Genomic DNA, 13,174 nt, shown 5'->3' with positions numbered 1-13,174 from the left:
TTCAGCCCAGTGGTAACCCGCGATCGGCAACGCTAGCGATTGCTGTAACGGCCATGCTTACCGTGTGCAGGCATGGCCTGGTTGCCCCGTGTGGCGATCATCTGTTGCAGCGTGATCAGTTCGATACCCGATTGCTTGAGCCGTGGAATCTGCCTTTCCAGCACCGCTAGCGTTTGTGGGTAGGGGTGGCCGATCAACACGGCTGAGCCTTGCTTGCGGGCCAGCGCAATGCCCTGTTGCAGCTGAGCGTCGATGGCTTCCGGAGTGCGCACGTCATCCAGAAATACATCCCGCGACACATGCGCCACATCGTGTGCTTGAGCCTCGGCCGCGGCGACCGTGGCGGCGCTGGTGCGGCTGTCGACGAAGAACAGTTGGCGCCGCTGCAGCTCGCCCATCAACCACGCCATGGGTTCACGCTGTGCGGTCATGCGGCTGCCCATGTGGTTGTTGATGCCGGCGGCGTAGGGCACCTTGACCAATGCTGCGTCCAGGCGCCGCGCCAGTTCTTCGATGGCGATGCCCGGGTGCCAGGCATAGGGCCCGGTGGCCGGGTCCATGGGCATGTGCAGGATCACCGTCTTGCCGGCCTTGTGCGCCTGGCGTGCGAAGTCGGTGGCATGGGGGGTGTCGGGCATGATCGCCATGGTCACCGGCCCGGGCAGCGCCAGGGTACGGCTGTCACGCTCGGGGTTCTGGCCCAGATCGTCGATGATGATGCTCATGTAGGCGGTGTTGGCCGGCGCCGCTTGCGCGATTCCGGCCATCAGGCAAAACAACAGACACAGCAGATAACGCATAGGGTAGATCAGTCGCCCTTGGTGATGTTCAGGCCTTTGAGCAGGCTCAGAGCCTGGCTCAACTGGAAGTCGTCATCCTGCGGGCGTTCCTTGCGCTTGCTGCTGCCGGTCGGGCGGTCGGCGCCGCCGTTGCCGTTGCCCAGGTGGCCCTGCAGGTCGGCCTCCTTGAAGCTTTCGGTGTCGGCCTCGGCGGTGAGCTTGGCCTGGCGCACTTCGATGTCCGGGACGATGCCCTGGGCCTGGATCGAACGGCCGTTGGGGGTGTAGTACAGCGCAGTGGTGAGCTTCAGGGCGCGGTCGTTGGCCAGTGGCAGCACGGTCTGCACCGAGCCTTTGCCGAAACTGTCGGTGCCCATCAGCACGGCGCGCTTCTGGTCCTGCAGGGCGCCGGCGACAATCTCCGATGCCGATGCACTGCCACCGTTGATCAGTACCACCAGCGGCACGCCTTCGCTGGCATCGGCCGGGTCGGCCGAGAATCGCAGCTCGGAGTTGGCGATGCGGCCCTTGGTGTAGACGATCAGGCCTTTGGTCAGGAAGTGGTCGGCTACTTCCACCGCCGACTGCAGCACGCCGCCCGGGTTGTTGCGCAGGTCCAGCACTACCCCGCGCAGCTTCTTGCCGTTGTCCTTGCGCAGCTTGGCCAGGGCCTTGCCCACTTCGTCACCGGTCTTGACCTGGAACTGGGTGATACGGATGTAGCCGTAATCGTTCTCCAGTAGCTGGCTCTTCACGCTCTTGACCTGAATGACCGCGCGGCTCAAGGTCACGTCAAACGGGGTGCCGCCGTCGCGCACCAAGGTCAGGGTGATTTTCTCGCCGACCTTGCCGCGCATCTTGTCGACCGCTTCGGTCATGGTCTGGCCGCGGGTCGGGGCGCCATTGATCTTGACGATCAGGTCACCAGCTTGCACGCCGGCCCGCGAGGCAGGGGTGTCGTCGATTGGCGAGACCACCTTGATGAAGCCGTCTTCCTGGCCTACTTCAATGCCCAGCCCGCCGAACTCGCCGCTGGTGCTTTCCTGCAGCTCCTGGAAGTCCTCGGGGCCAAGGTAGGCCGAGTGCGGGTCAAGGTTGCTTAGCATGCCCTTGATGGCGTTCTCCAGCAGGGTCTTGTCGTCTACCGGTTCGACGTAGGCGGCCTTGATACGGTCCAGAACCTCGGCGAAGGTGCGCAGTTCTTCCAGCGGCAGTGGCGCCTTGGCGGTCACCTCGGTGGCTGGCACTGCGGCGACCTTGGCCGGCTCTGCGGCGGTGGCCAGGGGCGCGCCGACCGCCAGGGCGATGGACAGGGCCAGCTGGGTGAGACGAGGCGAGTGCAGCATGTCGAACGAACTCCTGATCCTGTAGGTGCTCCTTGGGGAGCATCGGTGCAGCACTCAAGCTGCGCCGTAGAAATTTAACTAGCCTCGGCACCACTGCGAAGGGTCGGTAGGGCGGCCCTGCTGGCGGATAGCGAAGTACAAGCCTGCCGCTTCCTGGCCACCGCTGTTGCCAACGGTGGAAATGGCCTCACCGGCCTTGACGATATCACCGGCATTCTTGAGCAGGCTCTGGTTGTGGCCGTACAGGCTCAGGTAACCGTTGCCATGGTCGAGAATGACCAGAAGCCCGGCGCCGCGCAACCAGTCCGCGAATACCACACGCCCGCCGTGCACGGCACGTACCTGAGTGCCCGGTGTGGCGCTGATCATCACCCCGTCCCACTTGGCGCGGGCGTCGCTGCCGCGGGCATCACCGAAGCGTGCCAGCAGTCGACCATTGACTGGCCATGGAAGTTTGCCTCGCGCAGCAGAAAATGCGCCGCCGTAGTTCGCGCCATCGCTGGAAACCATCGGCCCGAGGGTGGTGCGGGCCTTTTTCGGCGGCTCCGCTGGCTCACGGGCCTGGTCGCGGGCAGCCGCAGCGGCCAGCGCTTCCTGCTTGCGGCGCTTTTCCGCTTCCTGCTGCGCCAGCAGGGCCTTCTTGCGCGCTTCTTCAGCTTCACGGGCCTGGCGGGCGAGGGTTTCCTCGATGGTTTTCAGGACCTTGGCCAGGTCGGCCTGGTCCTGCTCGCGCGCTTGCAATTTTTGACCGCGGTCCTTTACATCGCTGTTGAGCTTGGCCAGTACCTGCTGGCGCTTGGCGCGCTCGGTTTCCAGCGCCTGCCGGCGGCTGTCGAGGTCGGCGCGCTGGGCCAACAGCTGTTGCTGCTGGCTGGAAATTTCCTGTTCGACGTTGGCCAGTTGGCGCAAGGTCTCGTTGAAGGTGCGCAATTGCTCCAGGCGCGCCTTGCTCAGGTAGTCGTAATAGGTGAGGGTGCGGGCGAACTTCTCGGGGTTCTGCTGGTTGAGCAGCAGCTTGAGGTATTCCTCGCGACCGTTGTTCTGGTAGGCCGAGCGGGCCTGAATGGCGATCAGTCGTTGTTGTTCAACGCGGGCGCTCTGGAGTTTTTTTTTCTCGGTATCAAGGCGCTCCAGCTCGCCTTCAGTCTTTTTTAGTTCTTGCTGCAGGGCCTCCACCTGCTTTTCGAGGTTACCGATGTCGGTTTCGGTGGTTTTGAGGTCCTTTTGCACACCGGCCTTTTCTTCCTGGAGCTTGCTCAGCGTTTTCTTGAGCTCGGCAATGTCCTGGCGGGTGGCATCCAGTTGCTGCTGGGTCTGCGCGCGCTCATCGGCGAAGGCCGGGCTGAGCAGGCAAGACAGGGCTAGGAGGATCAGGGCGCGAAGCATGGGGTTTGGCGTACCAAGGATGGAGACTGGCCTAGTATGCCCGCGTGGGCAGGCAAAAAAAACGCCTCGCTGCGGATGCAGGGGGGCGTTTGTCTGGAATTCATGTGCAATTGGGGCTGCAAAGCAGCCCCTTGTCGCCGATCAGGCGTCGACCAGAATCGAGGTACCGGTCATTTCCACCGGCTTTTCCAGCCCCAGCAGCTTCAGCATGGTTGGCGCCACGTCGGCCAGCACGCCGCCCGCACGCACTTTCACGTTGCGCTTGCCCACATAGATGAACGGTACCGGCTCGGTAGTGTGCGCGGTGTGCGCCTGGCCGGTGCACTCGTCTTCCATCTGCTCGACGTTGCCGTGGTCGGCGGTGATCAGCGCCTCGCCGCCGACCTTGTCCAGCGCTTCGACAATGCGGCCTACGCAGGTATCCAGCGCTTCGACGGCCTTGACTGCCGCCTCGAACACGCCGGTGTGGCCAACCATGTCGCCGTTGGCGTAGTTGACCACGATGACGTCGAAGCGCTGCTGTTCGATGGCTTCGACGATGCGATCGGTGACCTCTGGTGCGCTCATTTCCGGTTGCAGGTCATAGGTGGCGACCTTCGGCGACGGGATCAGGATGCGTTCTTCGCCTTCGAACGGCTCTTCGCGGCCACCAGAGAAGAAGAAGGTGACGTGGGCGTATTTCTCGGTTTCGGCGATGCGCAGTTGGGTCTTGCCGTTTTTCGCCAGGTATTCGCCCAGCACGTTGTTCAGGCTGGACGGCGCAAAGGCCGCCGGTGCCGGAATCTTCGCCGAATACTGGGTCAGGCCGATGTAAGCCGCCATCTTCGGCAGGCGCGCACGGGCGAATTCCGTGAAGTCTGGCTCTACAAATGCACGCGACAGTTCGCGAGCACGGTCGGCGCGGAAGTTCATGAAGATCACGGCATCGCCATCTTCGACCTTGACTGCTTCGCCAATGCGCGTGGCTTTTACGAATTCATCGCTCTCGTCACGGGCATAAGCGGCTTCCAGGCCTGCCAGAGCCGTGTCAGCGGTGTACTCGGCAGCGCTGTCGACGATCAGGTTGTAGGCGGCGCTGACGCGGTCCCAGCGGTTGTCGCGGTCCATGGCGTAGTAGCGGCCGATCAGGCTGGCGATGCGGCCCTTGCCCAGTTTGGCGAAGGTGGCGTCGAGCAGTTCGATGGACGACTGCGCGCTGCGTGGCGGGGTGTCGCGGCCATCGAGGAAGGCGTGCAGGTAGATCTTTTCGGCACCACGCTGCGCGGCCAGTTCGGCCATGGCCACCAAGTGGTCCTGGTGGCTGTGTACGCCACCATCGGACAGCAGCCCGAGGATGTGTACGGCCTTGCCAGCACTGGCTGCCTTGTCCACAGCACCGGTCAGCACCGGGTTTTCGAAGAACTCGCCGTCGCGGATGGCCTTGGTCACCCGGGTGAAGTCCTGATAGACGACGCGACCTGCGCCGAGGTTCATATGACCGACTTCGGAGTTGCCCATCTGCCCGTCCGGCAGGCCGACATCCATGCCCGAGCCGGAAATGAGGCCATGCGGCTGGGTGGCGCACAGGCGGTCATAGACCGGTTTATTGGCGGCAAAGATGGCGTTGTGTTCGGGGATATCGCTATGGCCGAAGCCATCCAGGATAATCAGGACCAGGGGTTTGGGCGTGCTCGTCATCAATCAAACTCACGGTTGTTCAAAGATGATAAAGACACGCATTTTAGGGCAAATACGCCACCCGCGGCGAATATTCGTCCCATTCCACCGACCGGCGCACCTGTGCTAGCAACATGAAGGTGGTTTTGTGGCCGGCCCGCCGGGCTTTGGTGGCACCAAGGGGCTGTGTATACTGGCCGGCATTTTCAATCGCCTGGAACACCGCTGATGGTTGCTCACCTGATTCAATTCGCGACAGATCACTACATCCTGGTTGCGATCTTCCTCATTCTGCTGGTTCTGTTGCTCATCAATGAAATCCGTCGTGGTGGCCAGAGCCTGACTAATGGCCAACTGACAGCCCTGGTCAATGCCGAGAAGGCCCTGGTTATCGACATTCGCCCGGCCAAGGAATACTCCGCTGGTCATATCGTCGGTGCGGTGAACATCCCGCAGGACAAACTGGCCAACCGCATGACCGAGTTGGGCAAACATAAAGAGAAGACCCTGATTGTCGTCGACGCGATGGGCCAGCAGTCCGGCACTATTTGCCGCGAGCTGCTCAAAGCTGGTTACAACGCCGCCAAACTGAGCGGTGGCGTTTCCAGTTGGAAAGCCGATAACCTGCCCCTGGTGAAGTGATATGAAGCCTGTCATCGTCTATTCCAGCGACTACTGCCCCTACTGCATGCGCGCCAAGTACCTGCTCGAGAGCAAGGGTGTGGCCTTCGAGGAAATCAAGGTCGACGGCAAGCCGCAGGTTCGCGTCGAGATGAGTCAGAAAGCCGGCCGTACGTCTGTGCCGCAGATCTGGATCGGCAGCACCCATGTCGGTGGATGCGATGACCTCTATGCCCTGGAGCGCGCCGGCAAGCTCGACGCGCTGCTGGCGGCCTGATTTGCACTGCATTCAAAAACATTAGGATAAGGATCTGACATGACTGACCAACAGACCAACGGCGCTGCTGCAGAAGACAACAGCCCGCAGTTCTCCCTGCAACGCATCTATGTGCGCGACCTGTCGTTCGAGGCCCCGAAAAGCCCGCAGATCTTCCGTCAGACCTGGGAGCCAAGCGTTGCCCTGGACCTGAACACCAAGCAGAAATCCCTGGAAGGCGACTTCCACGAGGTCGTGCTGACCCTGTCGGTTACCGTCAAGAACGGTGACGAAGTGGCTTTCATTGCTGAAGTGCAGCAGGCCGGTATCTTCCTGATCGCCAACCTCGATGCGCCTTCGATGAGCCACACCCTGGGTGCGTTCTGCCCGAACATCCTGTTCCCTTATGCCCGTGAGGCCCTGGATAGCCTGGTGACCCGCGGTTCGTTCCCGGCGCTGATGCTGTCGCCGGTCAACTTCGACGCCCTGTACGCGCAAGAAATGCAGCGTATGCAGGAAGCGGGTGAAGCGCCGACTGTGCAGTAATAACTGCCGGTATCCAGAAAGCGCCTCTCGGGGCGCTTTTTTGTTGCCTGTGCGGGCCTCTTCGCGGGTAACCCCCTCCTACAGGGGATCGCGCCGTTCCCTCGACTTGTGTAGGAGCGGGTTTGCCCGCGAAGAGGCCCGCACAGGCGACACATCAGCTCCCGGCAAACCCGTTCTGCCGCCACGCCTCATACACCGTCACCGCCACGGTATTGGACAGGTTCAGGCTACGGCACCCCGGCCGCATCGGCAGGCGCAGGCGATGCTCGGCCGGCAGGCTGTCCAGCACCTCGGCCGGCAGCCCGCGGCTCTCTGGCCCGAACAGGAAGGCGTCGCCCGGCTGGAAGGCCACTTCGTGGAACGGGTGCGAGCCCTTGGTAGTAAAGGCGAACAACCGTGGGTTGCCTAGGCTTTCCAGGCATCCGGCCAGGCTCTCGTGGCGCTTGAGCGTGGCATACTCGTGGTAGTCCAGCCCTGCGCGGCGCAGGCGCTTGTCATCCAGTTCGAAGCTGATGGGTTCGATCAGGTGCAGGGCGCAGCCGCTGTTGGCGCATAGACGAATGATGTTGCCGGTATTCGGCGGAATTTCTGGTTGAAAAAGGATGACGTGAAACATGCACGGCTCCAAGCGTGAAGATGACGGGCATTCTACCCCTGAACCGGACGTGCGTTCGAAGGCCTTCCCACGGGTGATGTTGTCGTTGGCGATCGTCGGCTTGATGGTGGGGCTGATGATCGGTCGCCTGACTACGCCTGACGAGCGCGAGCTGCAGCAGGTGCAGGTGATGCAGGATGGCCTGGAGCTTTGGTTCAACGAAGAGCCCAAGCTGCATGGCGAGAACGTGGAAGGGACGGTGGCGTTGCTGTTCCAGGCCCAGGGCAAGGCTCAGCAAGGGCAGCTTAGCCTGCTGGGCAAGCCGGTGAGCTGGCGGATACAGCACAGCAAGGAAGGTTTGTTGCTGACGGTGGTGGCCGCGCGCCCCCTGCACGGCGAATGGGCCGGTGCAGAGGACGCTGGGCGCTGGCGGGTGCAAGTGAAACTGCACGAATAAAAGAGGGGATATCCCGGCCTGCCTGTACCAGGGTCCCCGAAAGGGGTACTGCGTATAAAGGGGGGATGTCCCGGCCTGCCTGTACCGAGGTCCCCAAAACGGGCGGTGCTGCGTATAAAAGAGGGGTTCACCCGGCCTGCCTGTACCAGGGCCCCCGAAATTGGAGATGTATTGCTTATTGCAGGGGGCGTGCCAGTTTTGCAAAGCCCGTGAATACTGGGCTTTGAGGACGAATTGGCCGGCTTTTGAGGGGGTTTGTGCCTTCGTGAGGTGCATCGGGCACAGGATCGGTGCATCGGGGGGCTGAAATGACTGGGGCCGCAAAGCGGCCCCAGAGGTCTACGGATTAACCCGGAACTCAGTGGTCATCACCGTCCTCATCATCCCCTCCCGCCACATTCATCCCCAACTCCTTGATCTTGCGCGTCAGGGTGTTACGCCCCCAGCCCAGCAACAGCGCGGCATCCCGCCGACGTCCGGCGGTGTGCTTGAGTGCCGTCTCGATCATGATGCGTTCAAAACTCGGCACTGCGCTGTCCAGCAGGTTGGTCTGGCCGCGCGTTAACGCCTGGTCGGCCCACTGGCGCAGGGCCTGCTCCCAGTTGGTTACCGGCGCGGCGTCTTGTGGCAGGTTCAGCAGTTCTGGCGGCAGGTCGCCGATCAGCACTTCACGGCTGGAGGCCATCACGGTAATCCAGCGGCAAGTGTTCTCCATCTGCCGCACGTTGCCCGGCCATGGCAGGTTGCGGATGAACTCTTCAGTCTCCGGCTTGAGGATCTTCGGCTCGACTGCCAGCTCCTGGGCGGCCCGGGCAAGGAAGTGGCGGGCGAGGGCGGGGATATCTTCGCGGCGGTCGGCCAGGCGCGGAATATGGATGCGGATCACGTTCAGCCGGTGGAACAAGTCCTCACGGAACTTGCCGGCCTGCACCAGTGACTCCAGGTTCTGGTGGGTGGCGGCGATGATGCGCACGTCGACCTTGACCGGCACGTGGCCGCCCACGCGGTAGAACTCGCCATCGGCCAGTACACGCAGCAGGCGGGTCTGGGTGTCGGCAGGCATGTCCCCGATTTCATCGAGGAACAGCGTGCCGCCATCGGCCTGCTCGAAACGGCCGCGACGCAAGTTGGCAGCACCTGTGAAGGCACCTTTCTCATGGCCGAACAGCTCCGACTCCATCAAATCCTTGGGGATGGCGGCCATGTTCAGGGCAATGAACGGCGATGCTGCGCGCGGGCTGTGCCGGTGCAGGGCGTGGGCCACCAGTTCTTTGCCGGTGCCGGACTCGCCGTTGATCAGCACGGTGATGTTGGAGTGGCTGAGGCGTCCGATGGCGCGGAACACCTCCTGCATCGCCGGGGCTTCACCAATGATTTCCGGGGTGCGCGCCAGGTTCTGTGGCACATCCAGGCCTTGCTGCTCCTGGGCGTGCTGGTTGGCGCGCTTGACCAGCGATACCGCTTCGTCGACGTCGAATGGCTTGGGCAGGTACTCGAAGGCACCGCCCTGGTAGGAAGCCACGGCGCTGTCCAGGTCGGAGTGGGCGGTCATGATGATGACCGGCAGGCGTGGGTGCTGCTCGCGGATCTGCGCCAGCAGGTCGAGGCCGCTGGTGCCAGGCATGCGAATATCGGAAATGATCACGTCGGGTTGCTGGCGTGCCAGGCGCCCCATGACACCGTCTGCGCTGTCGAAGCTCTGGGTGGTCATGCCTTCCTGTTGCAGGGCTTTTTCCAGGACCCAGCGGATGGAGCGATCATCGTCGACGATCCATACGGTTTCACTTCGGCTCATGAGGCGGTGGCTCCTTGTTCCAGAGGCAGGTAAATCGAGAAGGCGGTATGGCCTGCGTGGCTTTCACACTCGATCAGGCCCTGATGCTGGCTGATGATGTTCTGGGTAATGGCCAGGCCAAGCCCGGTACCGTCCGGGCGGCCACTGACCATGGGATAGAAGAGGGTGTCCTGCAGTTCTGGCGGGATGCCCGGGCCGTTGTCGATGATCTCTACCCGCGCTACCAGGCGGTGACGAACGTGGCCGATGGTGAACTGGCGCAGGGCGCGGCTGCGCAAGGTGATGCGACCCAGGCGCAGTTCATTCTGCGAGCTGATCGCCTGCATGGCGTTGCGCACGATGTTGAGTACGGCCTGAATCATCTGTTCTCGGTCGATCAGCACGTCCGGAAGGCTTGGGTCGTAATCGCGCACCAAAGTGATGCACCCCTGGCTTTCGGCATCGACCAGGCTGCACACCCGCTCCAGCACTTCGTGAATATTGGTCATGGCCAGCGACGGCAGCTTGTTCGAGCCGAGCATGCGGTCGACCAGGTTACGCAAGCGGTCGGCCTCTTCGATGATCACATTGGTGTAGTCGCGCAGCCCTTCCTCGGGCAGTTCGCGGGCCAGTAGCTGGGCCGCTCCGCGGATGCCGCCAAGGGGGTTCTTGATTTCGTGGGCCAGGCCGCGCACCAGCATCTTGGTGGTTTCCTGCTTGCTCAGCTGGGCCTCTTCCTTGGTGATGCGCAGCAGCCGGTCCCGCGGGTGCACTTCGAGCAACAGCAAGGTCTGGCCTTGATGCAGTATCGGCGTTACCGCGTAGTCGACGGTGATGGTCTGCCCGGTCAGCGATGTAAGCTGCGCTTCACGCTTGGTGAACGGGTGCGCCTGCTCGACCGCCTGGCGCAGCGAGCTGAGCGCTTCGGTCGATTCGGTGAACAGCTCGCTGATGAACTGCCCATGGCTGCGCTGGCCACTGACGGCCAGCAGCATTTCTGCGGCCGGGTTCATGTACTCCAGGCGCAGCTCGGCGTTGAGCAGCAACGTGGCGGTGGTCAGGTTGTCCAGAAGCAGACGGTGCTGTGCATCGCTGATGGTCATAAGGCGTCGTTGACCTCTTTTGGCGCTTGCCTGGCACTTGGGGCCAGATCCTGGCGTGCTGTGGATCCGCTGATGCGAGACTCTCTTCCTGCAAAAAATGCAAGAAACAAACCAAGGCTCCGAAAAGAAGCGGAAATAGCTGAGAAAGGCCTGAATTTGCGCCCAATCGGATCAAAATTTGCTGAGCTGGCGCTCCGCGCGACCTATTTTGGGGTGCATGGCGGAGCGTTTGACGTTGTTATGCACCAATATAGAGCATTGGCGCGTCTAGTGTTTCGGGCACAGCTGTGCGGTCGCGCGGACCAGGGCTAGGTGGCGTATCGGGTCATTGGTGCGGGCGTGCAGGGCGTTGGCGAGTTTACGCGCGCAGTCCACTGGAGGGTGCCGGTCGAATCGCCCCAACTCGAACAGAAGCGTTGTTTGAAGCTTGTCCAGACGAGGTCGCAGTTGGTCGACCAAATCAAGGGCTGTTGCTGACGGACTCTGCCCTAGCATGACCCAGTGATCGAGCAAGGTGTACTGCATCAGCTTGTTGGCCTCGATCTGGTCGCTGAAGAAAGCGGCGGCGCGTTCAGGGCTGAGGTCATGGTCGGCGGCCTGCTGGCGCACCAGGGCAAGGACTTCGCGCTCGCGCTCGGGCGCTGCTACGGCAAGGTTGTGTTCCCACTTGTGCAGTGCAACCGAGCTGGCCAGATCCAGTCGGTACTCGATGTTGGATAGGAGTGGGTTGAATTCAGGCTGGGAAGCTTCAGGAGCGATGCAGCCGATCAAGGCAAACGGCAAGCAAAGTGATGTGATGGCCAGGCGCATGGTGTTCTCCATACAGAGGGAGAATGGATTGTGCGCAGTTGACCAACTGCTGCTTGTAGGGGCGTTCTGATTCGCATGTATGAAAACAAAAACGGCCTCCCGAGGGAGGCCGTTGTGATCATGTCATCGGCGCGAGGCGCCAATCAGATCAGCAGCTGTAGTACAGCTCGTATTCCAGCGGGTGTACGAAGGTGCGGACCTTGATTTCTTCTTCGCTCTTCAGCTCGATGAAGGCATCGATGAAGTCGTCGGAGAACACGCCGCCCTTGGTCAGGAACGCACGGCCTTTATCCAGCTCTTCCAGAGCTTCTTTCAGGCTGCCGCACACTTGCGGAATGTTCTTGGCTTCTTCTGGCGGCAGGTCGTACAGGTTCTTGTCGGCCGCGTCGCCTGGGTGGATCTTGTTCTGGATGCCGTCCAGGCCAGCCATCAGCAGGGCCGCGAAGGCCAGGTACGGGTTGGCCGATGGGTCCGGGAAGCGTGCTTCGATACGGCGGGCTTTCGGGCTGCCAACGTAAGGAATACGGATCGAGGCGGAGCGGTTGCGAGCCGAGTAGGCCAGCATTACCGGGGCTTCGAAGCCTGGGACCAGACGCTTGTAGGAGTTGGTCGACGGGTTGGTGAAGCCGTTCAGGGCCTTACCGTGCTTGATGATACCGCCGATGAAGTACAGAGCGGTGTCGGACAGGCCGGCATAGCCTTCACCCGAGAAGGTGTTCTTGCCGTCTTTCCAGATCGACATGTGCACGTGCATGCCCGAGCCGTTGTCGCCGTACAGTGGCTTCGGCATGAAGGTGGCGGTACGGCCGTAAGCGTCGGCAACGTTGTGCACGACGTATTTCAGCGCCTGTACTTCGTCAGCCTTCTTCACCAGGGTGTTGAACTTGACGCCGATTTCGTTCTGGCCGGCAGTCGCCACTTCGTGGTGGTGAACTTCAACGGTCTGGCCCATTTCTTCCAGAGCGTTGCACATGGCAGTACGGATTTCGTGGTCGTGGTCGAACGGCGGAACCGGGAAGTAGCCGCCTTTCACGCCTGGACGGTGGCCTTTGTTGCCGCCTTCCACGTCAGCGCCGGTCATCCACGAGCCCTGCTCGGAGAAGATCTTGAACATCGAGCCGGAGATGTCCGACTGGAACTTCACTTCGTCGAAGATGAAGAACTCAGGCTCTGGGCCGGCGAATACGGTGTCACCGATGCCGGTGCTCTTCAGGTACTCTTCGGCGCGCTTGGCGATTGCACGTGGGTCGCGATCGTAGCCCTGCATGCTCGACGGGTCGACGATGTCGCAGGTAATGATCAGGGTTGGCTCTTCGGTGAACGGATCCAGAACGGCGGTTTCGTCAACCGGCATCAGGATCATGTCGGAGGCTTCGATGCCTTTCCAGCCAGCGATGGAGGAACCGTCGAACATCTTGCCGACTTCGAAGAAGTCTTCGTCCAGCGCATCACGCGACGGCATGGTCACGTGGTGCTGAGTGCCTTTGGTGTCCGTGAAACGCAGATCAATCCACTTGACGTCATGATCTTTGATGAGTTGAACCGACTTCGACATGTTGTCCTCCGGATGGTCTAGAGCGCGGTGGGCCGCTGCCCTGGAAAAAGGGTGTTGCCGGGCGCGGATAGTCGGCCAAGCTTACCTGCCTCACAAGGGAGCAAATTGCATGCCAGTGCCCGAAAATGGCGAGGCTGGGATAAAAGGGGGCGTTTGCGGGCATTTGGCGTTGGGGTAGGCTGGGAAAGTGCACTCTTAAGATGCGAATTTTGGAGGCGGCGCACCATTAGGGTGCACGCCTTGGTTTTTGTGGTGCCCGTGAGACCGAGCGCCGCCCGCGCGGCGCATCG

The 13,174-nt window shown here is 61.8% G+C and carries 13 protein-coding genes; 4 read left to right on the top strand and 9 right to left on the bottom strand.

The features are described 5' to 3' along the window. Positions 1-32: 32 nt before the first annotated feature. From ACF8EA_RS07000 to gpmI, 4 genes are all read right to left on the bottom strand, one after another. Complete coding sequence (locus tag ACF8EA_RS07000) at positions 33-800, bottom strand: divergent polysaccharide deacetylase family protein (RefSeq protein WP_392521350.1); 768 nt, start codon at positions 798-800, stop codon at positions 33-35. Positions 801-808: 8 nt separating this feature from the next. Continuing rightward, positions 809-2,125, bottom strand: coding sequence for a S41 family peptidase (locus ACF8EA_RS06995; RefSeq protein ID WP_021783709.1), 1,317 nt, complete (start codon positions 2,123-2,125; stop codon positions 809-811). 78 nt (positions 2,126-2,203) lie between these two features. Beyond that, the gene (locus ACF8EA_RS06990) at positions 2,204-3,511 is read right to left on the bottom strand and encodes a murein hydrolase activator EnvC (RefSeq protein ID WP_103469605.1); all 1,308 of its coding nucleotides are present in this window, start codon (positions 3,509-3,511) and stop codon (positions 2,204-2,206) included. A gap of 141 nt (positions 3,512-3,652) precedes the next feature. Then, entirely contained in the window at positions 3,653-5,188 is a 1,536-nt protein-coding gene (gpmI, locus tag ACF8EA_RS06985) for a 2,3-bisphosphoglycerate-independent phosphoglycerate mutase (protein WP_392521349.1), read from the bottom strand. Positions 5,189-5,395: 207 nt separating this feature from the next. Between gpmI and ACF8EA_RS06980 the strand changes: the two genes are divergently transcribed. Genes ACF8EA_RS06980 through secB form a run of 3 tightly spaced genes read left to right on the top strand, consistent with a single transcriptional unit; the run spans position 5,396 to position 6,590 of the window. Further along, a complete protein-coding gene (locus ACF8EA_RS06980) occupies positions 5,396-5,809 on the top strand; it encodes a rhodanese-like domain-containing protein (protein ID WP_010955605.1) in 414 nt (137 codons plus the stop codon). A gap of 1 nt (position 5,810) precedes the next feature. Beyond that, a complete protein-coding gene (grxC, locus tag ACF8EA_RS06975; RefSeq protein WP_392521348.1) occupies positions 5,811-6,065 on the top strand; it encodes a glutaredoxin 3 in 255 nt (84 codons plus the stop codon). A 39-nt stretch (positions 6,066-6,104) separates the two neighbouring features. Further along, positions 6,105-6,590 carry a protein-export chaperone SecB gene (secB, locus tag ACF8EA_RS06970; protein ID WP_003249206.1) on the top strand — a complete coding sequence of 162 codons (486 nt, stop codon included), beginning with the start codon at positions 6,105-6,107 and terminating at the stop codon, positions 6,588-6,590. A gap of 154 nt (positions 6,591-6,744) precedes the next feature. Here the strand turns inward: secB and trmL are convergent, their stop codons facing one another. Then, positions 6,745-7,206 carry a tRNA (uridine(34)/cytosine(34)/5-carboxymethylaminomethyluridine(34)-2'-O)-methyltransferase TrmL gene (gene trmL / locus ACF8EA_RS06965; RefSeq protein ID WP_003249209.1) on the bottom strand — a complete coding sequence of 154 codons (462 nt, stop codon included), beginning with the start codon at positions 7,204-7,206 and terminating at the stop codon, positions 6,745-6,747. On the opposite strand from trmL, the gene ACF8EA_RS06960 reads away from it, so the two are divergent. After that, a complete protein-coding gene (locus ACF8EA_RS06960) occupies positions 7,205-7,642 on the top strand; it encodes a hypothetical protein (protein WP_021783713.1) in 438 nt (145 codons plus the stop codon). The two genes, trmL and ACF8EA_RS06960, sit on opposite strands and share 2 nt — an antisense overlap. 358 nt (positions 7,643-8,000) lie before the next feature. On the opposite strand, the gene ntrC is transcribed toward ACF8EA_RS06960, so the two are convergent. From ntrC to glnA, 4 genes are all read right to left on the bottom strand, one after another. Continuing rightward, the gene (ntrC, locus tag ACF8EA_RS06955; RefSeq protein ID WP_135192483.1) at positions 8,001-9,437 is read right to left on the bottom strand and encodes a nitrogen regulation protein NR(I); all 1,437 of its coding nucleotides are present in this window, start codon (positions 9,435-9,437) and stop codon (positions 8,001-8,003) included. Then, positions 9,434-10,519 carry a nitrogen regulation protein NR(II) gene (gene glnL / locus ACF8EA_RS06950; RefSeq protein WP_003249215.1) on the bottom strand — a complete coding sequence of 362 codons (1,086 nt, stop codon included), beginning with the start codon at positions 10,517-10,519 and terminating at the stop codon, positions 9,434-9,436. Before glnL ends, ntrC begins: the two co-directional genes overlap by 4 nt. Before the next feature lie 267 nt (positions 10,520-10,786). Further along, a complete protein-coding gene (gene aroQ, locus ACF8EA_RS06945; protein WP_392521347.1) occupies positions 10,787-11,329 on the bottom strand; it encodes a gamma subclass chorismate mutase AroQ in 543 nt (180 codons plus the stop codon). A gap of 148 nt (positions 11,330-11,477) precedes the next feature. Beyond that, positions 11,478-12,884, bottom strand: coding sequence for a type I glutamate--ammonia ligase (gene glnA, locus ACF8EA_RS06940; RefSeq protein ID WP_021783715.1), 1,407 nt, complete (start codon positions 12,882-12,884; stop codon positions 11,478-11,480). Positions 12,885-13,174: the final 290 nt, after the last annotated feature.

Source organism: Pseudomonas sp. YQ_5 (assembly GCF_043103305.1).
Taxonomy (GTDB): Bacteria; Pseudomonadota; Gammaproteobacteria; order Pseudomonadales; family Pseudomonadaceae; genus Aquipseudomonas; species Aquipseudomonas putida_Y.
Note: the sequence above shows the minus strand (reverse complement) of the source record. Positions and strands in the feature narration are given on the sequence as shown.

Bases quoted from the DNA above. Each gene is read 5' to 3' on its own strand.
- ACF8EA_RS07000 (WP_392521350.1), bottom strand. From the start codon at position 800: ATGCGTTATCTGCTGTGTCTGTTGTTTTGCCTGATGGCCGGAATCGCG.
- ACF8EA_RS06995 (WP_021783709.1), bottom strand. From the start codon at position 2,125: ATGCTGCACTCGCCTCGTCTCACCCAGCTGGCCCTGTCCATCGCCCTG.
- ACF8EA_RS06990 (WP_103469605.1), bottom strand. From the start codon at position 3,511: ATGCTTCGCGCCCTGATCCTCCTAGCCCTGTCTTGCCTGCTCAGCCCG.
- gpmI (WP_392521349.1), bottom strand. From the start codon at position 5,188: ATGACGAGCACGCCCAAACCCCTGGTCCTGATTATCCTGGATGGCTTC.
- ACF8EA_RS06980 (WP_010955605.1), top strand. From the start codon at position 5,396: ATGGTTGCTCACCTGATTCAATTCGCGACAGATCACTACATCCTGGTT.
- grxC (WP_392521348.1), top strand. From the start codon at position 5,811: ATGAAGCCTGTCATCGTCTATTCCAGCGACTACTGCCCCTACTGCATG.
- secB (WP_003249206.1), top strand. From the start codon at position 6,105: ATGACTGACCAACAGACCAACGGCGCTGCTGCAGAAGACAACAGCCCG.
- ACF8EA_RS06960 (WP_021783713.1), top strand. From the start codon at position 7,205: ATGCACGGCTCCAAGCGTGAAGATGACGGGCATTCTACCCCTGAACCG.
- trmL (WP_003249209.1), bottom strand. From the start codon at position 7,206: ATGTTTCACGTCATCCTTTTTCAACCAGAAATTCCGCCGAATACCGGC.
- ntrC (WP_135192483.1), bottom strand. From the start codon at position 9,437: ATGAGCCGAAGTGAAACCGTATGGATCGTCGACGATGATCGCTCCATC.
- glnL (WP_003249215.1), bottom strand. From the start codon at position 10,519: ATGACCATCAGCGATGCACAGCACCGTCTGCTTCTGGACAACCTGACC.
- aroQ (WP_392521347.1), bottom strand. From the start codon at position 11,329: ATGCGCCTGGCCATCACATCACTTTGCTTGCCGTTTGCCTTGATCGGC.
- glnA (WP_021783715.1), bottom strand. From the start codon at position 12,884: ATGTCGAAGTCGGTTCAACTCATCAAAGATCATGACGTCAAGTGGATT.